A 21,898-nucleotide genomic window follows, 5' to 3' on the forward strand; every position below is an offset into this window, starting at 1 on the left:
ATCTTGTTATCGAATCATCCTGTCAGAAGTATTGGTTTCTCACAAGACAATCATTTTTACTGATTATTTTTCTGATTCTTCAGCATCAAAGGCTGCTTTTGCTTCCTTGGCTGCTTTTTCACGTGCTTTTTCAAGGTCATCCACATGAATCACATCATCGTCTTCCCCTTCATCGAGGTCACGAAGTTCCACTTCTTGATCATCTTCGTCCAAGACACGCATGTCAAGACCAAGAGATTGCAATTCTTTGACAAGAACGCGGAAGGATTCTGGTACACCTGGTTTTGGAATTGGTTTACCTTTGGTAATTGCTTCATAAGCTTTCAAACGTCCGTTGACATCATCTGACTTGTAGGTCAAGATTTCTTGAAGGACATTTGATGCACCATAAGCCTCAAGGGCCCACACTTCCATTTCCCCGAAACGTTGTCCACCAAACTGAGCTTTCCCTCCGAGTGGTTGTTGGGTAACCATTGAGTATGGTCCGACAGAACGAGCGTGGAGTTTATCATCAACCATGTGGTGAAGCTTGATCATGTACATGACACCGACAGAAACACGGTTGTCAAATGGCTCACCTGTACGGCCATCGTAAAGAATGGTCTTGGCATCGCTATCCATACCAGCTTCACGAACGGTATCCCAGAGGTCTTCTGAGCTTGCTCCGTCAAAGACTGGTGTTGCGATGTGGATACCCAAGTTACGAGCGGCCATACCAAGGTGAAGTTCCATAACCTGACCGATATTCATACGTGATGGCACCCCAAGAGGGTTCAACATGATATCAACTGGTGTACCGTCTGGAAGGTAAGGCATGTCTTCAACTGGAACAATACGAGACACAACCCCTTTGTTTCCGTGACGACCGGCCATCTTATCTCCGACGCGGATCTTCCGTTTTTGTGCGATGTAAACACGAACCAACATGTTGACACCAGATTGCAATTCATCTCCGTTTGCACGTGTAAAGATCTTAACATCGCGAACGACTCCATCTCCACCGTGAGGTACACGAAGAGAAGTATCCCGCACTTCACGAGATTTATCTCCAAAGATCGCGTGAAGGAGACGTTCTTCAGCAGAAAGGTCTTTTTCACCCTTCGGTGTGACCTTACCGACAAGGATATCGCCTTCTTTTACTTCCGCACCAATACGGATAATACCTGTTTCATCCAAGTCACGAAGAGCATCTTCCCCAACGTTTGGAATTTCACGAGTAATTTCTTCAGGGCCTAACTTAGTATCGCGTGTTTCTGATTCGAATTCTTCCAAGTGAACAGATGTGTAGACATCTTCTTTCACCAAGCGTTCGCTCATGATAACGGCATCCTCGAAGTTATACCCTTCCCAAGTCATGTAAGCGACGATTGGGTTTTGACCAAGGGCCATTTCCCCTTTTTCCATCGATGGACCGTCAGCGATAAAGTCGCCTTTTTCAACGGCATCGCCAACTTTTACAAGGGTACGTTGGTTGTAAGCAGTACCTGAGTTTGAACGACGGAATTTTTGGACGTGATAGACATCAAGAGATCCATCTTCCCGACGAACTTCTACCTTGTCCGCATCCGCATAAGTAACTTTACCATCGTGTTGAGCAATGACTGCAGCTCCTGAGTCATGGGCTGCTTGGTATTCCATACCAGTACCCACATAAGGGGCTTTTGGATCGATCAATGGCACAGCCTGACGTTGCATGTTGGCACCCATGAGGGCACGGTTGGAGTCATCGTTTTCCAAGAAAGGAATACATGCTGTCGCAACGGCAACTACTTGTTTTGGAGATACGTCCATGTAGTCGACTTGATCAGATGGGAATTCTTGGTTGTTACCACGGTGACGTCCCATAACGATTGGCTCAGCAAAGCCACCTTTTTCGTTCAACTTAGAGTTAGCCTGAGCGACGATGTACTCATCTTCTTCATCGGCTGTCAACCAAACGATTTCGTTGGTGACTACACCTTTTTCCCGGTCCACTTTACGGTATGGCGTTTGGATGAAGCCATATTTGTTCAAGTGTCCGTAAGATGACAAGTTGTTGATCAAACCGATGTTTGGTCCTTCAGGTGTTTCGATTGGACACATACGACCATAGTGGGTATAGTGCACGTCACGCACTTCATATCCGGCACGGTCACGTGTCAAACCACCAGGCCCTAAGGCAGACAAACGACGTTTGTGAGACAACTCAGAAAGTGGGTTGTGTTGGTCCATGAACTGTGACAACTGTGAAGATCCAAAGAATTCTTTAATTGCTGCAGTTACTGGGCGGATGTTGATGATTTGTTGTGGTGTCAAGACATCGTTATCTTGTACAGACATCCGTTCGCGAACGTTTCGTTCCATCCGTGAAAGTCCAAGACGCACTTGGTTGGCAAGCAATTCACCAACGGCACGAATCCGACGGTTTCCAAGATGGTCGATATCATCCACACGGCCAAGGCCTTCTGCAAGGTTCAAGAAATAGCTCATTTCTGCCAAGATATCAGCAGGTGTGATGATACGCACTTTGTCAGATGGGTTAGCATTTCCGATGATGGTGACAACGCGGTCTGGATCTGTCGGAGCGACAACTTTGAATTTTTGCAATTCTACTGGCTCTGTCAAAACAGCAGCATCATTTGGAATGTAGGTGATTTTGTTCAAACCGTTATCCAATTGTTCTGAGATGCTGTCGATCACATCGCGCGTCATGACAGTACCAGCTTCTACAAGGATTTCCCCTGTTTCAGCATCTACCAATGGTTCTGCGATTGTTTGGTTCAACAAGCGGTTCTTGATATTGAGTTTCTTGTTGATCTTGTAGCGACCGACAGGAGCCAAGTCATAACGACGTGGATCAAAGAAACGAGCTACCAACAAGCTGCGTGAGCTTTCCGCTGTTTTTGGTTCACCCGGACGAAGACGCTCGTAGATTTCTTTGAGGGCTTCATCTGTCCGTGAATCCATTGGATTTTTGTGGATATCTTTTTCAATGGTATTACGAACCAATTCGCTATCCCCAAAGATATCGATGATTTCATCATCTCCAGAGAATCCAAGAGCACGCACAAGAGTTGTAAATGGAATCTTACGTGTGCGGTCGATACGTGTGTAAGCAATGTCTTTTGAGTCGGTTTCAAGCTCTAACCAAGCCCCACGGTTAGGGATAACAGTTGATCCATAACCAACTTTACCATTCTTGTCCACCTTATCATTGAAGTAGACACCTGGTGAGCGGACCAACTGAGATACGATAATCCGTTCTCCACCATTGATGATGAAAGTTCCCATTTCAGTCATGATTGGGAAATCACCAAAGAAAACTTCTTGGGTCTTGATTTCACCTGTTTCTTTGTTGACCAAACGGAAGGTCACAAAGATTGGTGCTGAGTAGCTGGCATCGTGGATGCGCGCTTCTTCAAGCGAATACTTGGGTTCGCGGATTTCATAACCCACAAATTCCAATTCCATTGTATCCGTGAAGTTTGAGATGGGAAGCACATCTTCAAATACTTCCTTCAAGCCATGATCCAAGAAATCTTTGAATGAGTCTGTCTGGATTTCAATCAAGTTTGGTAAATCAAGAACCTCTTTGATTCTTGAAAAACTACGACGGGTCCGATGTTTCCCGTATTGAACGTCATGTCCTGCCAAAGTTTTTAGCTCCTTTTTCCATACTAGGATAGCTTGGTAAAATGATTTTCACCACCTATCCGGTTTTAACTACAATTGTGTGATTTGCATCACGTGAAGAGCTGTCTCTTCACCTCATTCGTCGCTTTTTGTAATTTTTAGAAAAATTAAATTTGTGTAACAAACTAGGATTTTTCTGAAAAATAGGCACAAAAAGAGCAGCTAAATCGACTTATTCAAGTAAGATTTAACTGCTGTAAGCTCTTATTTGGACAATATTTCAAATAAAGCACACGACAAATTAGTTATCACTATTATACCGTTTTTTGCTCCAAAAATCAAGGCTTTCTCTATGTTTTCTACTGGATCAGACTAGCGTCGATTGCCACGATTTGAGCTGTTTCGATTTGAACTATTGCTGGATGAACTATTGGTTGTCGAATTGTTCTTATTATTCGACTGATTTCCACTGGAATTGCCGAGAATGGCCGCCCAAGCACTTTGATAATCGCTATCCGATCCCCCGATGGCAAAGCGGTATTGAGTGGTTGGCGCTCCGTTTTTGGCCCAAAGGCTCGTCACCATTTGACCGCTCACATCGATATCCCGGCCATTGACATTGACGCGACCCGGTCTTTCACCAGTCGATTTGAGCACTTCAGAGCGGATCACACTCTTATCGAGAGTGAATTTATCCTGAATTCCGAAGAGACTTGGATCTGCTTGGTAGATCGCATTTGCCAACTGCGCCATGTATTGGGCATTGTTGTTGTATCCAGTCAAGGTCTGCATAGAAGCATTGTTGTCATGGCCAATCCAACCTCCTAAAGAAACATTAGGGGTGGACAGCATGAGCCACATATCCCCATTTGAGTTAGTGGTACCGGTTTTTCCAATCCAGTCAGCACCTGCCAGCGTTGGATTGACTTGGCTAATCCGTGACTTAAAGGTCGTTGTAGCACCAGACGTAATAACCCCGCGCAAGAGATCCTGCATAATCGTTGCCGTCGCTGGAGAGTAAACACGAACAGGATCTGCCTCGTGCTTGTATACTACATCCCCATCTCGATCAATGATTTGCTCTACCATGTAGCGTTTGAGGTAGTTCCCATTGTTAGCAATGGTTTGGAAACCATTGGTATGTTGGGCAACAGTGACCTCAATTCCTCCCCCCATTGGCAGACTCTCAATGCCATATTCAGGGATATCATAGCCCATTTTCTTCATGTAGGATGGGACATCCACACCCTTTTCACGAAGGGTCCGGTAAGTCCAGTAAGCTGGAATATTCCATGAGGTATTGAGGGCCTCACGGAGATCCATCATGGCTGTCCCTCGGCTATCCACGTGCATGATTGGCTCACCACTTGAGAAATTAGTCGGGTAGTTAGAAAGGATGCTATTGCTTCCCATCAAGCCTTGGTCGATGGCAATCCCATAGGCCAACAGAGGTTTGATAGTAGACCCTGGGGAACGCTCTGTATCAAAAGCATGGTTGTTTTGGTTGCCGTCAAAATTCCGTCCACCGATAAATCCTAAAACGGCACCCGTACGATTGTCCATGAGGACATTGCCGACTTCTACTAGACCCGTCCCATCATCCAAGACGCTTCCAAAATTCGCTACCGCGGCCTGCATCGCATTGTGAACCGGTTTGTTAATCGTGGTTTGAATGGTGTAGCCACCTTCGCGCAACTCGCTCTCAGCTAATTCTTGGTAAGCCTTGACGGTTTCATTATTTTTCAAGTCTTGCTTGGTGACATTGTCTCGCTTGATCAAGTAATCATACATGGCCTCTTTTGCTTCTTCCATGGCTTGGAAGTAGAGGTAGTCATGCGGTGTTTTCTCGATGCCATCTGGAGCCATGAAGTCTTTGGTCAAGTCGTACTGAGCATAGGTCTCGTAGTCTTTTTTCGACAAGGCTCCCGTCCGGTACATATTGAACAAAACGTCTTTGGCACGCGCCAAACCTAACTCGAGGTTTTCCTTGCTCTTTAGGCTACCGTCTGCAGCATAAGGAGAGTAGACAATCGGACTTTGTGGCAAGCCAGCGATAAAGGCCGCTTGTGGAACGGTCAAGTCTTTGGCAGAGACGCCAAAGATTCCTTGAGCTGCAGCTTCCACACCCGCAATATTTTGTCCCCGATTGTTTCGTCCAAAAGGCGAAACATTTAAGTAGGTGGTTAGGATTTCATTTTTATCCATTCCCCGCTCTAAAGCCAAGGCATCGACAATCTCTGTCGCCTTACGAGTAAAGGTTGGAGCGTCTCCCACGACTTGCTGTTTGATCAATTGCTGGGTCAGGGTTGATCCCCCACTAGAGGAACCCACGCCGGCTACAGATCCAAGTGTTGCCCGAAGAACGGCTTTAGGCACAACCCCCTTGTGGCTTTCAAAATTCTCATCCTCAGTAGCGATCACAGCCTTCTTGACATTATCTGAAATGGCATCTCCAGCTACGGGCGTACGGATCAAATCACTGTCCACCTCTGCAATCAAGCTCTTATCGGAATAAGTCAGTTTTGAAACACTGCTAACATTGCGAACCTGCTGGACCAACTCTTCTGTCTTTGGAACCTTGACATTGCTAAAGAGGCTCGCTGCATAACCGATCCCGATCCCTGCGCCAAATAAAAAGAGGCACACGAACAGGGCGATCATGACATCCCACAAGAGTTTGAGGGTCCGCAAAAAGGTCGCAAAAATATCGCCGACAGACCAGCTACTTTCCTCATTTTTTTCCTTATTCGGAGTTTCTGTATACATCTTTGCAAAGAATTTTTGAACCTTCTTCCAAAATTCTTGCAGCTTCTCTTTTAATTGATTCACTGATTCTTTCTCCTTGTTCCCTATATTATAGCAAATTAGACCCTTTGTTTTCAATCACAAGAGCGTAGAAATCGTCACTCATTCTGCTTGGGCAAGGGCAAGAAAATGATGGAAAGCATTGCCATTTCCGTGGTTTATGGTAGAATAGAGAAATGAATAAACTTATAAAGGAGAAAAGACACATGCACATTTTTGATGAGCTAAAAGAGCGTGGTTTGGTATTTCAAACGACGGATGAAGAAGCCTTACGCAAAGCACTGGAAGAAGGTCAGGTTTCTTATTATACTGGTTATGATCCAACTGCTGACAGCCTTCACCTTGGTCACTTGGTTGCCATCTTGACGAGCCGTCGCCTTCAACTAGCAGGCCACAAACCTTATGCGCTCGTTGGCGGTGCGACTGGTCTCATTGGTGATCCGTCCTTCAAAGATGCTGAACGTAGTCTCCAAACAAAAGAAACTGTACAAGAATGGGTTCGCTCCATTCAAGGGCAATTGTCTCGTTTCCTCGATTTTGAAAATGGGGACAATAAAGCCGAAATGGTCAACAACTACGATTGGTTCGGAAGCATTAGCTTTATTGACTTCCTTCGTGATGTCGGAAAATACTTTACAGTCAATGCTATGATGAGTAAAGAATCTGTTAAAAAACGGATTGAAACAGGGATTTCTTACACAGAGTTTGCCTACCAAATCATGCAAGGCTATGACTTCTACGTCCTCAACCAAGAACACAATGTAACCCTTCAAATCGGTGGATCTGACCAATGGGGAAACATGACAGCCGGTACTGAGTTGATGCGTCGTAAAGCAGATAAAACTGGTCATGTTATGACTGTGCCTTTGATCACAGATGCAACTGGTAAGAAATTCGGTAAATCAGAAGGCAATGCGGTCTGGCTCAATGCAGACAAAACATCTCCATACGAAATGTACCAATTCTGGATGAATGTGATGGATGCAGATGCTGTGCGCTTCTTGAAGATCTTCACTTTCTTGTCACTTGATGAGATTGAAGAGATCCGCAAACAGTTTGAGGCTGCTCCTCATGAACGCTTGGCTCAAAAGATCTTGGCGCGTGAAGTGGTTACCCTTGTCCACGGCGAAGAAGCCTACAAGGAAGCCCTCAACATCACAGAACAACTCTTTGCAGGAAACATCAAAAACCTTTCTGTCAAAGAACTCAAACAAGGCCTTCGTGGTGTGCCAAACTACCAGGTACAAGCAGAAGATAACCTCAACATTGTTGAACTCTTGGTCACAGCTGGTGTGGTCAATTCTAAACGCCAAGCCCGCGAAGATGTTCAAAATGGTGCTATCTACGTTAACGGCGAACGCATCCAAGACCTTGACTATGTCTTGAGCGATAGCGATAAATTAGAGAACGAATTGACCGTTATCCGTCGCGGTAAGAAAAAATACTTTGTTTTGACTTATTAAGAAAGCAAAACCACGAAGTTTGGTATGAACTTCGTGGTTTTCTTATACACTTTTTTCTGGGACTATTTCCCTTTTCTGCGATGCAACAAAGCTTGGTTAATTCGTTGAGTTTTTTTATGGAGCTGCCAAATCTGATAAAGCCAGATCAGGCCGTAAATTGCTAGAAAGATCAACCAAGGAATCGGGCTCCGTAAGGCTGCCCCCCAGCCAAAAAACAAGTAGGTTAATGCTAAGATGGTAGCTGTCACAACTAAATGCAGGACCACACGCAAACTATAGGTCAAAAACTCTTCTTCCTCAAGAATGAACGTCAAGACTCCCATTGTTCCACTCATTAAAAAGATCGCTAGAATGTTGCGTACATTCACAGCAGGATAGACGATGTTGGGATAGACATGGGATAATAACACCAAACACAAATAAAAGAAGGAACCTGTCCTCATACCAGATACAAAATAAGCTATAAATCGTTTCATCACTTTCTCCTATACCCCTAAATAATCCATCAAGGATTTGACATATTTCCGACTGACACTTGATTTCACTCCGCGTGTCAGTTTAGCCATCATATTGCCTGAAAAACTATCCGATAGCGATTCCAAATGGTCGATATTCATCACCGCGTGGCGGGATATCTGTAAAAAATTACGACGATTAATCCGATGTTGAAAATTTGTCAAAGTATCTCTGACGATGAACGTTTTGTCTGTCGTATAAATGGTTAGCTGATTCTTATCAATCTCGGCTAGAATAATGTCATCAATTTTCACCATGATCAAATGATCATCTGTTTTGATAGGGATCACTACTTGATTCACTGTCGAAAACTGTTCGAGATAGTCCATCACCTCTCGTGCTTGATCGGATAATTGCTTGGCTTGAATGACCACACAGGGGTCGTTTTCTGGGATATCCTGTTTTTCCTCAAAACGAATCTTCATTCCTACTCCAATTCTCACTTACTTTCTTTTATTCGATCTTTTTGCTAAGGAAACCCAAATCCCCAAAGCTAGAAGAATACCACCTAACACTATAAGGTATGTTTGTTCCTTTGTCAATAACGCTTGCCATTTGAGCTGAACGCCCATTTTTTCTTGAAATTCTCGAAGAAGATCATCTCGCCCCTTAAAGGTTTCGCTCACTGCTTCTTTCATGAGTACTTGTCGATAAAGTGATGCAATATAAGTTGCTGGAGTGCACTTCATTAGTAGTTGTGCAAAATCAGGTAGAACACCTAAAGGTACATAAGTCCCTACCAAAAAACCAGAAGCTGTACCCACTATGGTCGCAAACTTCCCAAGACTGTCTACGGATTGGAAAAAATGAACAAAAATGGCATTCACTAAGCTAGAAAGCAGGCTACTAAACAGCATAATAAGGAGCACTTCAGGTAATAAAGACAGTGCTGGAACTTCTCTAAAATAGCCACACATCAGTACATACATCAGGACTTGCATGAAAAAAGAGATGATGATTGCGCTCGTTAGATACGAAAATGGTAACCGCCACTTTCCTTGATCCGATAAATAAAGATCCTGATCTACTTGATGTTCACGGTCCTTTACTAACTGAGTCAGGGCAGCCAGACTTGTCGTAATTCCTGTCACAGCCAGCGTCCCACTCATTAACCAATTATTTAACACAGGACCACTATTGGGGAGCTGAGCCCAAGCATCTGTTAGATTTTTTTGAAGAAAAATAATATAGAGAACAAAGGAAATCAAGGCTCCCAACAGGGAGAAGAAAACTCCTGAACGATTTCTGAAGTACAATAAAAAATTTCGCTTTAGTAAGGCTAGCATTAGCGAACCTCCCTTCCTGTAAGTGCAATAAAGGCATCATCCATGGTCCCTGGACGAAACTCAAAATGGGCTAGATTATCTCTAACTTGCGCCAGGTAATCAATGGCTTCCCTTTCACTCTTGGGTTGAAAAACATATTCTAATGATCCCTGTTGTTCTACTGACATTCCTGAATTTTTAAGACTTTCTATCTGCTGCATCTCCTTGAAACGAATCTTCAAGATGTTTTTTGCATACTGACTCTTAATATCTAGTGCTGATCCCTGAGCAATCACTTTCCCATGGTCCACAATATAAATCTGATCAGCTTCATCTGCCTCGTCAAGATAATGCGTGGTCAAAACAACAGTCATTCCCTCTTCCCTCTGCAATTGATAGAGCAAATCCCAAATAGACTTCCGAGTTTGGATATCCAAACCTGTCGTTGGTTCATCTAAGAACAAAAGGTCTGGACTGTGTAGTAGAGCACGCGCAATGTCAACCCGACGCTTTTGGCCACCTGAAAGCGTTCCGTATTTCTGCTTTTGGAAAGCTGATAGGCCTAGCCGACCAATGAGATCAGACACACGATCGGGTTTTAAGCCTTTATACTGTTTCGCACGAATGGTCAGATTTTCCCTAACCGTTAGCATCTCATCTAAGACACTAGTCTGGAAGACCACACCAATTTTAGTACCTGGTTCATAGATGATTTCACCTTGCGTTGGTTGTTTCAAACCAATCAACATGGAAATCGTTGTTGATTTTCCCGCCCCATTTGGTCCTAGAATCGCATTAAAGGTTCCCTTTTCAAACTGTAAGTGAATATTGTTTACGGCTAAATGATTTCCATATCGTTTACTGATGTTTTTAGCTTGTAATATCATGTTCTCTCTCCTTTTGATAGAACCAGTCTAGCAAAAAAGCCGTTTAAAAAACGACTTTTGGGGATAAGTGGTCAAAATGAAGAGATGAGTGGCGAGATAGAAGAGATTAAAATGAGGAAAAAATTTATTGCAGCCATTCTTTTCCCCATTGATTCAATTCCTTTAAAATCGGCATCAGTGACTTGCCTTTTTTTGTCAGCTCATATTTTGTTTGGTGCTCTATTAGAGCATCGGTTGCTATCTAGAGGCTCTTTTGTTACACTACTAATATGAATACACCGATCAAACCAAAATTACAACGATTTCAAACAGCGACTGCTTTTGCCTGTCCCATCTGTCAACTGGGCCTAGAACTTGTGGAGACCAGTTTTAAATGTCCCAAGGGCCATTCTTTTGATTTGGCGAAATTTGGCTATGTCAATCTGGCTCCCCAGATCAAACAATCGAAGGACTATGACAAAGAAAATTTCCAGAATCGCCAGCTAATCTTGGAAGCAGGTTTTTATGAGCCGATTCTAACAGCGATCGGACAAAAAATTCCGACCAGTGATGCCAGAATTCTAGATATCGGTTGCGGAGAAGGCTATTACTCCCGAAAACTACAAGAAGCCTATCCCAAGGCTACTTTCTATGCCTTTGATCTTTCCAAGGAATCTGTGCAACTAGCTGCCAAGAGTGACGCTAGCTGGAAGGTCAATTGGTTTGTAGGAGACTTGGCTCATTTACCCATTCAATCCAAGAGTATAGAGGTCATTTTGGACATCTTCTCCCCGGCTAATTACGCTGAATTTGAGCGTGTCTTAAAGGCTGAAGGGGTGATCATTAAAGTCGTCCCAACCTCTTCTCATCTGAAAGAAATTCGTCAGTTGGCCCAAGATCAATTGACCAAGCAATCCTACTCCAACCAGGAAATTTTGGAGCACTTTGAAGACCACTGCCAAATTCTCTCATCCGAAACAGTCAGCCTCACCAAGAGTTTAACTCCTGAAGAACGCCAAGCGCTCCTCGCTATGACCCCTCTTCTATTTCACGTAGATCAAGAGAAAATCGACTGGAACCAACTCACAGAAATCACCATTGAAGCGGAGCTGCTGGTTGGAAAAATCAAGATACAAAGAACGTAAAATGAAAAGTAAAAAGGCTGAGACAAATCGTCTCAGCCTTTTAATCATCTTCTGCTTGCTCTGTCATGACTTGTAAGCGATAGGTTTTAGGCGATTTTCCACAGAGTTTACGGAAAACCTTATAGAAATAGCCCACATTGCTGTAACCGACTTTATAGCAGATATCTTCAATACTGTCATTGGTCGATAAGAGGAGCTGCTGGGCAGCCTTAATCCGCTGTTTGTTGAGGAGTTCTGCGAACGTTGCATTGGTTTCTCGTTTAATCAATTGGCCTAAATAGACTGGATTGATAAAGAGAGCCTGACTGATATCCTTGAGCGACAGCTCTTTTTGGTAATCACGGCTAATCACTTGGAGGACACTCGCTACATTTTCATTCATCCGATAGTGGGATAAGAAACGGGATAACTCTTCCTGGATGAAGCTAATCATCTCGCTAAAGGTAGCAGCTTCTTGGACTTTCTTGACCACATCGGCCAAATCATCTCCTTGCAGGTATTCAAACAAATGAAAGACATCCATCAAAAATTGGATAAAGAGCTGCTTGGTCAACGAAACCTTGGGTGTCTTCTCAAGGATCATTTTTTCCAACCAGTCCAGTTCTTCTAAGATCTGTTGGATATTTCCTTGCATGATCACCCGGTAGGCCGGCTCGTAGTAATGGAAGACCTCTTCATCTTGATTGAGAGGGGTCGCTCCATAAAAGAGGCTCCGCTCTACTAGGTCCTTAAATTGACGAAAGTGCTCTTTATAAGGAGGCTCAAAGGCCTTCTCAATCATGGCTTCTTCTTCTTGATCTGAGATAAAGAGTTGAAGATTTTGCCCGAGAACTTGGTAAGATGAGCTGATAAAGCCTTTTTTCTCCTTAGCAACCCCAATCCACAATGAATTTCGTCCTGCGATATACCGACAAAACTCTTCCTCAGAGATATCATCGTGAATCAAGCGGTTGGCCAACTCTTGGCTTGGTTGCTGGATTTGGTGCTGAATTTTTTCTAGAATATTGCCCATCTCCACCTTATTGACAGGTTTGAGCAGGTAGTCTGCCACGCGCAAATTGAGAGCTGTCTTGACATATTCAAAATCCTGATAGCCTGACATAATGATAAAAGCAGCATCTGGGATCAAATCCTTCATCTCTGCAATCATCTGAAGTCCGGTCTTTCCAGGCATATTGACATCCGTGATCACCACATCCACCGGATGCTCTCGCACATAATCAAGGGCCTGGTCGGCGTCTTCTGCAGTTGCGACCACTTCCATATTCCAGTGGTCAAAGGGGATTAATTTTTTTAACCCTTCTGTAATCATATACTCATCGTCTACTAATAAGACTTTGTACATTCTGTCTCCTTTATTCATCTTGAATGGTTATCGTATAGGTCACTCCATGGTGAGGTTGGGAGAAGACTTGGATATGGTAGCGATCTCCAAAATAGAGTAGCATGCGTTCATGGACATTGACAATTCCGATGGACTGCCGGCCACTCTTTTCTTCGATTTCTGAGCGGGGATTGCGATTGGCCAGTATCTCTTGAATTTTTTCTAGCTGTTCTTCTTCCATCCCACGCCCATTATCAGTAACTAGGATCATGACTTGCCCTTCTCCTTGCAAGACTTTGACACTAATCACATTGTCCTTGCGTTTGTGATCCACTCCATGCGCAAAATAGTTCTCGACCAAAGGCTGGATGGTGAATTTGGGAATCTTCATCTTTTCCAAACCTGGATCGATCTTAAAGCCATAAGCAATCGATTTTGGATAACGCACCATACAGAGGTAGCTGTATTTGCGACAAAATTCGAGCTCATTTTCAACTGTCGTCACTCGCTCGTCTGAGATATTATTGCGCAAGAGACTACTAAACTCATAGATAATATCACCCAATTCATCCTGCTCTTGCATGACGGCATACATCCGGATAAATTCCAGTGTATTGTACATGAAGTGGGGATTGATCTGGGCTTGTAGTGCCCGCATATTGGCATCTTTTTGGCTGAGCTGTAGCTGGTAGATATCCCGAATATTCTTATCCATATTGTCTAACATGGTATTGATCATATTACCAATAACCAGCAGTTCTTGGTCCTTGGTCGAGGTATCAATCCGTCGTTCACTCTCGCCTTGACTGATCTGATTCATGGTATCGACCAAATCAAGGACTTGACGCCGGTAATTTTTGAAAATCTGACCTAACAACAAGTAAAGGATCAAGAAAATTAGAAAAGCAATGGAGAGAAAAGTGGTCAGATTAGCTAGACCCTTTTTGACCAGATAACTTTCAGAAACAGCTACATCCACCTTGTAGCCATAGATCGTGCTACGGGTTTGCCATTTAACATCCTTTGATTGCCCCTTATCCCCTTCATGGTACATCTCTTTCCCAAAGGGAGTAAAGATCCGCACAACGATCGGAAGATCGCCCCTGGCGTTATCAATCGCTGCCGTCAAAATTTCTTGGTTCAGCGTCATATAAGCAATCCCAACTCCAGCACCCGTAGTCGGATCTGTCAAAGGAACCGGAATGGCTGTCGCAGGAGCCTTGTAATGGTCCGCTGAGACTTGCTTGCCTCCCTGTGATTGCCGGGTAGAGACAAATACCGTCTTGTAATCAGACAAGGTGACATCGATACCCTCGATGTTTTTATTGCTCAAATAGAGACTGTCAATATTCTTATGTAGGGACAATTGGATATAAGAAGGGAATTGGGCATTCAATCGCCAAGTCTCATACTCCGATGGTGACAAGGTAAAATAGCGATAAACTCCTTCTAATTTTGCAGGGTTCTCAACGAGGCTACGACCTTCTTGTGTGACCCGTTGATAAGAGGTCTCAAGATCCGTCACCACTTCGGTCAAGACCCGTTGGGAGATCCGGTCGGCTTCAGCTTGCTGGTTTTTCCAAGAGATCCCCGCGACGACCAGGCCCATAATGGTCAAAATGACCACCATGACATAGGCGTAGAATTTTAAAAGCGTACTTAACCAGATTTTTTTCATCGTTAGGATACCAATTTTTCGTGGATGTTTTGATAAACAGGGTCAAAGATATCATTGACAAAGAAATGCCATACACCGATCAAGACGAAAAAGAGAAGGGCTGGCATATAGTAGCTAATGACGCCAAGTAGCGCAGTTCCAAGGATGAACTTCAGAACCGGACGAATGTCCAGCAACATTCCGATCAAACTGAGCTTGATACTATTGGCATAAGAGAGATCGAAATGAACTTGCAATTTCAAATAAACGGCGTAAGCTAGAGGCGCAACCAAGAGAAAAACCAGATTAAACAAAAGAACCAAAATTTGGAAGAAATTCAAGTGAGGAATCTGGATCATGAGGTACATGCCATAGAGAAGAACCCCTTCAATGGCAAAGAAGGTATAAAAGACTTGATTAGCCGGGCGTAGATTTTCTTTGAAGAGTTCCCAAGCGCGTGACCAATGATAGTCCTTGTAGGTCATGCCATTTTCCGCATAGAGGCTCATGATAGTGGCACTAGCGGGTCCTACTCCTAGCAGAACACCCCCACAGATCGTCAAGACCCAAAAAATCCCTGTTACCAGCATGGCAACATAGACTCTCGTAAAAATGAACTCGATGATTTTTCCCATCATTCAGCCTCTTTTCCAATTAGTGATTCTATTATACCATAAAAATAAAACGCTTTCCCCCTATTTGCATTGGTAAATTGAAATATTGATTTTCATTTACAAGATTCATTTTCATAAAGACACAAAAAGGCTCTGGAGATCCCTCCAAAGCCTTTTTCGAACTACCTGTTCTTATTTTTTAGAAGCAAGGAATTCGTCGTATTGTTTTTGCATTTCGTCAAGCACTTTTTGGTAAGCACCTTCTGATTTCAATTTTTCAAGCATCTTAGGAACTTCTACTTCAGGATCCACAGTACCAGTATTGATAGCACCTGCGAATTGGTTCAAAGTATTTGTAAGAGCAGTGATTTCTGATTTCACTTTATCTGTGTTAAAGATGAAGCCAAGTGCTGGAGATTCTTTTGCAGTTTCCAAGTCTTTCTTAGATTGTGCAATTTGTTCATCTGTTACGTTTTCGTTGATGTAAAGAATCCAGTTGTTACCAGTGTTCCATCCAGACATGTGAGTGTTTCCGTTGTAGCCATCCAAGACTTTGACACGGTTTTCTTTGCCGGGAACTTTTTCCCAGTTCTTGCCTTCTGGTCCATAAACAAGGCCGTTCAAGAGTTCTGGATCAGTGTTCAAGAGGTTCAACACTTCCATTGCTTTTTCTTTGTTCTTAGAGTTGTTTGAGATAACAAAGTTAGCTACTTGAGTAGTATTGTTCTTCTTGTACAGTTCAGTAAATGGTTTGATTTCGATCTTACGGTTTGCTACACGAGAAAGCAAGCTGTTACCGTAGTCAGCTGGCCCTACTGTTTCTTCACGAACCAACCATGTATCTTGAGAAAGATCATAACCAGTGTCGCTCGTTGCTACGTCTTTTGGAATGTATCCTGCTTCGTAGTATTTGTGAAGAGTCTTCAAGTTTTCTACATAACGAGGAATTGTGTAACGGTCAACGATCTTAGTAGTGTCACCTTTCAAGTCAACAACGAATGGAAGTCCATCAACAGCCACATAGTCAAAGTCATCTGAAGGTCCACCGTAGCTCTTGTTCATTGCAAATGGAACAACGTTTGGATCTTTTTCTTTGATGGCTTTCAAGACTGGTTCAAGAGAAGCATAGTCTTTCACGTTTGAAACGTCGATACCATATTTTTCAAGAAGTGGTCCGTTAAATGCAAAGTTTTGAGAAGATGCAACGTTAGCTGCTACTGGAACAGCATAGATCTTGCCGTTTACAGTGTTCCCTTTGATGTAAGCTGGGTCAAGTGCTTTGTAAAGGTCTTTCCCTTCTTTCTTGTACAATTCTGTCAAGTCAGCATAAGCACCTTTTTGAGCGTTAATGACATAGTTATTAGCAAAGGCAATATCATAGTTTTCACCAGATGAGATGATAACGTTCATTTTTTGTGCATAGTCACCCCAACCAAGATATTGGATATCCAATTTTGCGCCAACTTTCTTTTCAATGATCTTGTTGGCATTTTTAAGAAGAACATCCAAGTTATCTGGTTTATCACCGATTTGGTACATCTTGATGATTGGTTTACCGTCTTCAGTTGTTGCAGACTTCTTGTTGTTCCCTGTAAGGTTTCCACAAGCAGCAAGAGTAGCTCCAAGAGCGATGACACTAGCAGATGCTAACGCGTATTTTTTCCAATTTTTCATAAGAAAAATCTCCTTTATGTTATTTTCTTTTTAGACTAAGTTATGAGTTGAAAATCCTGCTGATTTTCAATAAACGATGTTATTCTTTCACACCACCGATGGTCAAGCCTTTTACAAAGTAGCGTTGGAAGAATGGATAGAGAATGGCGATTGGCACTGTTGCCACAACCACCATGGCCATACGTCCTGTTTCCCGTGGGATGGATTGTACAGCTCCTGCCAATTGGCCGGATACCCCGACGTTTTTAGCGATGTAATCCATATTGTTTTGGATTTGCATCAAGAGGTATTGCAATGGGTAAAGGTTGTCACTCTTAATATAGAGGAGGGCGTTGAACCAGTCATTCCAGAACCCTAAAGCGGTGAACAAACTGATGGTCGCAATCCCTGGAAGAGACAATGGCAAGCAGATTTGGAAGAAGATCCGTGTTTCACTTGCCCCATCGATCCGAGCGGATTCAAGGATAGCTTCTGGAATGGTCCGTTTAAAGAAGGTCCGCATCAAGATGATGTTAAATGGACTGAGCAACATTGGGATAATCAAAGCCCCGATGGTATCACCTAACTGCAAGAGTTGAGTGGTGACAATGTAGCTTGGAACCAACCCTGCACTAAAGAGCATACTAAGGAGTGAAAATACGGTAAAGAACTTGCGGTATTTAAAGGTACTCCGTGAGATAGCGTAAGCATAAGTTGTGGTGATAAAGACATTACATGCTGTTCCCACAATGGTCACAAACAAGGTAATGAAGAGGGCTTGCAAGATTTTGTCTTTGAACTGTACCAAGAAGAGGTAACCATCAAATCCAAATTTTGCTGGCCAGAATTGGAAGCCATGGACTGCCAAACTTTGTTCGTCTGTCAAAGAGATCATGACAACGAAGATGAAGGGAAGCACACAGGTCAAGCCGACCAAGGTCAACAACAAGGTAAAGAAGAAGTTGCTCTTCTTACTGAAAGAATGGATCCCGACATTATCAATTTTTTCTTTTTGAATGGTTGATTTTTTCATACGATCCTCCTTTCTAGAAGAGAGCGGCATTCTTATCAATGCGACGGGCAATGATATTTGAGATTAACACAAGAACCAGCCCGACTACCGATTGGTAAAGACCGGCTGCTGCTGTCATCCCGATATCCCCTGACTTGGTCAAACCGTTGTAGACATAAACATCAATAACGTTGGTTACACTATAGAGAGCTCCAGCATTATGCGGGATTTGGTAGAAAAGACCGAAGTCTGCGCGGAAGATATTTCCGACTGCAAGAATGGTCAAAACCGTAATCAAGGAAGACAACTGAGGAATGGTGATGTTGCGAATGCGTTGCCACTTAGACGCACCATCCACGGTCGCTGCTTCATAGTAAGTTGGGTCAATTCCCATGATGGTTGCATAATACATGACACTGCTATAACCAAAGCCTTTCCAGATTCCTAAGAAGAGGAGAAGCGCTGGCCAGATCCACAATTCCGAATAGAAATTGATGGCTTTCATACCAAATGAAGTTAAGATGTGGTTGACCAATCCTTTGTCCACGTTAAGGAAGGCATCGGTGAAGAAGCTGATGATAACCCATGATAGGAAGTACGGGAAGAGCATGGAGGTTTGAAGCACCTTGACCACTCTTTTTGATCTCAACTCACTAAAGATGATGGCGATCCCAACGGAAACAATCAATCCTAAGAAGATGAATCCTAAGTTGTACAATACCGTGTTTCTTGTAATAATGTAGGCATCTTTGGAACTAAAGAGAAATTTGAAGTTGTCAAAGCCAACCCACTTACTCTTCATGACACTGTCAATGAAGCCCTCTCCTGTGATATGATAGTCCTTAAATGCTACGATATTCCCAAAAACCGGAATATAGAAGAATAAGATTAACCACGCTGCACCAGGTAAGACCATTAAAAGAAAAATGAAATTTTCTCTCAGAGTCCTTACAAACTTTTTCATTTAACTCCCCCCTTTGAGCCTTGAGCGTGTTTATTTGCTTTGGTAGCGTTTACATCACCTATTATAAGATAGCCCATTTATATTTTCAAACTCCTAATTATAGAAAAAATTCTACAAATTTATGACATAGCTTTAAAAAAGGAGTAGAAAAGGGTGTTCGTAAAGACAGCTCCTCTTCTACTCCTATCGACCGCGGATGAGATTTCTGTCATCCGACTTGGCATTTTTTACGTTGTATAAATGGTTGAGGCAGTCGCAATAGTATGCCACTGGTTAGCCGTTGTGGCTGCGAAGTCCTGATCCCCGTAGAAATCATTAAATGGCAAGATTTCGACTTCTAGTTCGTCGATGCGGTCAATCTGATCAGACAGATAAGCCTCAATGCGGCTTTCTGCGCGCTTGATCCGTTGCAAGAGCCCACCCATACGAATGTCTACTGTATCCAAGCCAAAGACCTTGTTTTCTTTCAACCATTGGTGGCTAAAGAGCTTGTGGAAGGTTTCAATCTGGCTTCTTAATTTTGGTAATTCTTCCCTAGCAATTTGTTGCAAGCTCTCTTTATCACCTTTTTGATAGGCTTGACGAATGCGTCGGCCTACATCCACTTTACTACTTAAAATAGCATTCAACTGTGCCTGAGTTTCAAAGAGATAAGCGTAGATGCCTGCTTTTTCTTTGATAGTAGCAAGAGTCTCAGCTGCTTGGGTAAAGTGTGGTTTGTCCTGCTCAGGAGTCATGTGCTTGTCAAGGATTGGGCAGAGAACATCCTGATAAAAGACATAGCGATTAGGGTTGATACCACTGAGATTATCTGGTAGGTCTGGCAAGAGGTTGGCAAGATCAAGTTGCATAAAGTCCTCAACCGATAAGCCTGTATTGGTCTTGAAATGAGCTGACAAACGGTCTAAATCATTGCGGTAGCTGAGTTCTGCCCAGATTTGCAAGCTTGGCAGAATAGAGAACTGAGCTGTTTCACCACCATTATCTCCCCAACCAGTCACAATGACTTCTTTGATCTGATTGGCACGGCAGGCTTTGTTAGCTTCGACAGCGATGAGACGACTGAAATGGTTGTGTGGTGTGAAACCAATCCACTTCCAAGCCCCACCTGCAAAGGCAATATCCTGGTTAATCTTGTGGTGGTTACTGAAGTTACGATTGTATTTTTCTTCGCTATCCTGATAATAATCCCAGTAAACCAAGGTCACACGGTCTTTGAGACGGTCAAGATAAACACGAGTTTCTTCTGGAATTTCGACATCACGGTCGTACTGGCCATCTGCTGACATGAGTTTGAAGAACATATCGCTCCACATCTGGCAGTGGAAACCATACTTGTCTGCGATATCCAGCACGCGCTCCAAGTGTTGGCACATGAGAAGACTCCGATCCACCACACCGTTCAAGATAAGATAACGACCCAAACCAACCAGGTGAGCTTCATCCATTCCGATATTGACCTTGCGAGTTTGTAGTTTAGATAACGTCGCAAACATACCGTCAATCAGGTCGTAGACTTTTTCTTCACCGATGAGGAGGATATCTTCTACATCGCGGAGCTCTTGCACTTCTTTGACGCCCCATTTGACAAAGGCTGATAAGTGAGCCAAAGTTTGGATACATGGCACAAAGGTCATGTCAAACTGCTGGGCGTAGCTTTCGATTTCCTGTAACTCTTCAGCTGAGTATGCTCCACGGAAATAACCAAAGTAAGGTTGTCCTTCAATTTGATAAGTGTCTTCCATGTAGAGCTCAAAGGTTGAATAACCCATCAGAGCCAAGACTTCAATCATCTGCTTGGCAGATGCGACATTGAGCACGGCATTGCGCGAACAGTCCGCCATATAGGCTAAATCTTCATAGGCCGCCTGCTCTTCAATCTCTACCTTGTCCCCTTCTGCTAAAGCTGTTGCGAGCACAGATAAGGCACGGTAGAGTTGATGAGGTTTACGGTAGGTCAATTGATACTGCCCATTCTCCCCCTTGATAGAGATGGAAGCATGGTCAGACTGAGCGACTGCCACTTCTACATCTGGTAGAGAAATGTGATTTTGGAGCAACTCTAAAGCTTGCGCTTGTTTACTGTTGATTCCGGTAAAACTTACCATTGGTTTTCCTCCTGTAACCAGTTGACAAGGGCACCGTAGAGATTGGCATCTGCCTGATAGGTGCAAGCTTGAATGACTGGAGCGATGGTATATTCTTCATATCTTTCCACAAAGGCATCTACGGCTTTTTGCACGCCTTTGATAAAATCAGGGTTCTGACTGATAGAGCCGCCTAGACTAATCACATCTGGATCAATCAGGTACTGGATATTGAGCAGTCCTTGAGCAAGATTACGATTCATGCGCTCAATAGCTTCTTGGCAAAGGGCATTACCTGCTGCCGCCTCTTGGTACACCTTGCGGCCATCCCAATCGGTTTGACCAGATTTTTCAATCACATAGCGAACCATGTTTCCTGTAGAAGCGAGTTGTGACCAGTTATTGAGTCTTTCTGCGGGCTCGATTGTGGTCATGTAGCCAAACTCACCGCCCAAACCATGACGACCACGGTGTAGCTTCCCATTGATAATCATGGCTCCACCGATTCCTGTACCAATCACGACACAGGCTGCATTTTCAATCTCAGGATGAGCTAGCAGTTCACTGAGTCCAACACAGTTGGCATCATTTTCTAGGTGGATAGGAAGCTTATGATGAGCAAGCGCCTCATACCATGAAAAACCATGGATGTAAGGAATGGCACTGATCCCTTCAATTACCCCTGTTTCTTGATGAACGGCTCCTGGCACACTCATGGCAATCCCACGGTAGTCACGTTCTGACAATCGCTGATCCAACCAAGCTAGCAACTCTTCCAGAGTCTCTGGCGTTGCGGTGCTGGCCTTATCTAAAATCTTTCCATCAGGAGTTAGACTAGCAAACTTAATGCCAGTCCCTCCGATATCAATCGTTGCAATGGTCATTGCTTTTACCTGTAAAAAGGAGCGAGTCAGC

The 21,898-nt window shown here is 43.5% G+C and carries 16 protein-coding genes and 1 pseudogene; 2 read left to right on the top strand and 15 right to left on the bottom strand.

Annotated features, from left to right (window positions below):
• Positions 1-63: 63 nt before the first annotated feature.
• Positions 64-3,633: a DNA-directed RNA polymerase subunit beta gene (gene rpoB, locus RDV49_RS01290; RefSeq protein ID WP_003009739.1), complete on the bottom strand. Its 3,570-nt coding sequence runs from the start codon at positions 3,631-3,633 to the stop codon at positions 64-66.
• 351 nt (positions 3,634-3,984) lie between these two features.
• Positions 3,985-6,441, bottom strand: coding sequence for a penicillin-binding protein PBP1B (gene pbp1b / locus RDV49_RS01295; protein WP_037608243.1), 2,457 nt, complete (start codon positions 6,439-6,441; stop codon positions 3,985-3,987).
• Positions 6,442-6,623: 182 nt separating this feature from the next.
• On the opposite strand from pbp1b, the gene tyrS reads away from it, so the two are divergent.
• Entirely contained in the window at positions 6,624-7,880 is a 1,257-nt protein-coding gene (gene tyrS / locus RDV49_RS01300; protein ID WP_003004779.1) for a tyrosine--tRNA ligase, read from the top strand.
• A 62-nt stretch (positions 7,881-7,942) separates the two neighbouring features.
• Here tyrS and RDV49_RS01305 read toward each other — a convergent pair whose 3' ends face one another.
• The 5 genes and pseudogenes from RDV49_RS01305 to RDV49_RS01325 all read right to left on the bottom strand — a co-directional run.
• On the bottom strand, positions 7,943-8,356 hold the full coding sequence (locus tag RDV49_RS01305; RefSeq protein WP_003009732.1) for a DUF3021 domain-containing protein: 414 nt from the start codon (positions 8,354-8,356) through the stop codon (positions 7,943-7,945).
• 9 nt (positions 8,357-8,365) lie between these two features.
• Positions 8,366-8,821: a LytTR family DNA-binding domain-containing protein gene (locus RDV49_RS01310; RefSeq protein ID WP_003013710.1), complete on the bottom strand. Its 456-nt coding sequence runs from the start codon at positions 8,819-8,821 to the stop codon at positions 8,366-8,368.
• 18 nt (positions 8,822-8,839) lie between these two features.
• Positions 8,840-9,682 (bottom strand): ABC transporter permease, encoded by an 843-nt coding sequence (locus tag RDV49_RS01315; RefSeq protein WP_003009728.1) that lies wholly within the window; start codon positions 9,680-9,682, stop codon positions 8,840-8,842.
• Positions 9,682-10,548: an ABC transporter ATP-binding protein gene (locus RDV49_RS01320; protein WP_003009725.1), complete on the bottom strand. Its 867-nt coding sequence runs from the start codon at positions 10,546-10,548 to the stop codon at positions 9,682-9,684. Before RDV49_RS01320 ends, RDV49_RS01315 begins: the two co-directional genes overlap by 1 nt.
• Positions 10,549-10,672: 124 nt before the next feature.
• Positions 10,673-10,780: pseudogene (locus tag RDV49_RS01325) on the bottom strand (winged helix-turn-helix transcriptional regulator); the annotation flags it as partial.
• 37 nt (positions 10,781-10,817) lie between these two features.
• On the opposite strand from RDV49_RS01325, the gene RDV49_RS01330 reads away from it, so the two are divergent.
• Positions 10,818-11,672 carry a putative RNA methyltransferase gene (locus tag RDV49_RS01330; RefSeq protein WP_003009717.1) on the top strand — a complete coding sequence of 285 codons (855 nt, stop codon included), beginning with the start codon at positions 10,818-10,820 and terminating at the stop codon, positions 11,670-11,672.
• A 40-nt stretch (positions 11,673-11,712) separates the two neighbouring features.
• On the opposite strand, the gene RDV49_RS01335 is transcribed toward RDV49_RS01330, so the two are convergent.
• The 8 genes from RDV49_RS01335 to RDV49_RS01370 all read right to left on the bottom strand — a co-directional run bounded on the left by RDV49_RS01335 (position 11,713) and on the right by RDV49_RS01370 (position 21,867).
• Complete coding sequence (locus RDV49_RS01335; protein WP_003009715.1) at positions 11,713-13,017, bottom strand: response regulator transcription factor; 1,305 nt, start codon at positions 13,015-13,017, stop codon at positions 11,713-11,715.
• Positions 13,018-13,027: 10 nt separating this feature from the next.
• The gene (locus RDV49_RS01340) at positions 13,028-14,674 is read right to left on the bottom strand and encodes a sensor histidine kinase (protein ID WP_003009711.1); all 1,647 of its coding nucleotides are present in this window, start codon (positions 14,672-14,674) and stop codon (positions 13,028-13,030) included.
• A 2-nt stretch (positions 14,675-14,676) separates the two neighbouring features.
• The gene (locus RDV49_RS01345) at positions 14,677-15,288 is read right to left on the bottom strand and encodes a YesL family protein (protein ID WP_021154271.1); all 612 of its coding nucleotides are present in this window, start codon (positions 15,286-15,288) and stop codon (positions 14,677-14,679) included.
• A 171-nt stretch (positions 15,289-15,459) separates the two neighbouring features.
• Positions 15,460-16,941, bottom strand: coding sequence for an ABC transporter substrate-binding protein (locus RDV49_RS01350; RefSeq protein ID WP_003009706.1), 1,482 nt, complete (start codon positions 16,939-16,941; stop codon positions 15,460-15,462).
• Between the two features lie 79 nt (positions 16,942-17,020).
• Positions 17,021-17,953, bottom strand: coding sequence for a carbohydrate ABC transporter permease (locus RDV49_RS01355; protein ID WP_003004100.1), 933 nt, complete (start codon positions 17,951-17,953; stop codon positions 17,021-17,023).
• Positions 17,954-17,966: 13 nt separating this feature from the next.
• Positions 17,967-18,896 (bottom strand): ABC transporter permease, encoded by a 930-nt coding sequence (locus tag RDV49_RS01360; RefSeq protein ID WP_003009701.1) that lies wholly within the window; start codon positions 18,894-18,896, stop codon positions 17,967-17,969.
• Positions 18,897-19,123: 227 nt separating this feature from the next.
• Positions 19,124-21,004 (bottom strand): beta-N-acetylhexosaminidase, encoded by a 1,881-nt coding sequence (locus RDV49_RS01365; protein WP_003009699.1) that lies wholly within the window; start codon positions 21,002-21,004, stop codon positions 19,124-19,126.
• A complete protein-coding gene (locus RDV49_RS01370; protein WP_003009697.1) occupies positions 20,998-21,867 on the bottom strand; it encodes an ROK family protein in 870 nt (289 codons plus the stop codon). The genes RDV49_RS01365 and RDV49_RS01370 overlap by 7 nt, the downstream gene beginning before the upstream one ends.
• Between the last annotated feature and the right edge of the window lie 31 nt (positions 21,868-21,898).

Origin of the sequence: Streptococcus parasanguinis, assembly GCF_031582885.1 — a bacterium.
GTDB lineage: Bacteria > Bacillota > Bacilli > Lactobacillales > Streptococcaceae > Streptococcus > Streptococcus parasanguinis_M.

Bases quoted from the DNA above. Each gene is read 5' to 3' on its own strand.
- RDV49_RS01335 (WP_003009715.1), bottom strand. From the start codon at position 13,017: ATGTACAAAGTCTTATTAGTAGACGATGAGTATATGATTACAGAAGGG.
- RDV49_RS01370 (WP_003009697.1), bottom strand. From the start codon at position 21,867: ATGACCATTGCAACGATTGATATCGGAGGGACTGGCATTAAGTTTGCT.
- RDV49_RS01350 (WP_003009706.1), bottom strand. From the start codon at position 16,941: ATGAAAAATTGGAAAAAATACGCGTTAGCATCTGCTAGTGTCATCGCT.
- RDV49_RS01365 (WP_003009699.1), bottom strand. From the start codon at position 21,004: ATGGTAAGTTTTACCGGAATCAACAGTAAACAAGCGCAAGCTTTAGAG.
- RDV49_RS01305 (WP_003009732.1), bottom strand. From the start codon at position 8,356: ATGAAACGATTTATAGCTTATTTTGTATCTGGTATGAGGACAGGTTCC.
- RDV49_RS01320 (WP_003009725.1), bottom strand. From the start codon at position 10,548: ATGATATTACAAGCTAAAAACATCAGTAAACGATATGGAAATCATTTA.
- RDV49_RS01315 (WP_003009728.1), bottom strand. From the start codon at position 9,682: ATGCTAGCCTTACTAAAGCGAAATTTTTTATTGTACTTCAGAAATCGT.
- tyrS (WP_003004779.1), top strand. From the start codon at position 6,624: ATGCACATTTTTGATGAGCTAAAAGAGCGTGGTTTGGTATTTCAAACG.
- RDV49_RS01330 (WP_003009717.1), top strand. From the start codon at position 10,818: ATGAATACACCGATCAAACCAAAATTACAACGATTTCAAACAGCGACT.
- RDV49_RS01345 (WP_021154271.1), bottom strand. From the start codon at position 15,288: ATGGGAAAAATCATCGAGTTCATTTTTACGAGAGTCTATGTTGCCATG.
- RDV49_RS01360 (WP_003009701.1), bottom strand. From the start codon at position 18,896: ATGAAAAAGTTTGTAAGGACTCTGAGAGAAAATTTCATTTTTCTTTTA.
- RDV49_RS01310 (WP_003013710.1), bottom strand. From the start codon at position 8,821: ATGAAGATTCGTTTTGAGGAAAAACAGGATATCCCAGAAAACGACCCC.
- RDV49_RS01340 (WP_003009711.1), bottom strand. From the start codon at position 14,674: ATGAAAAAAATCTGGTTAAGTACGCTTTTAAAATTCTACGCCTATGTC.
- RDV49_RS01355 (WP_003004100.1), bottom strand. From the start codon at position 17,953: ATGAAAAAATCAACCATTCAAAAAGAAAAAATTGATAATGTCGGGATC.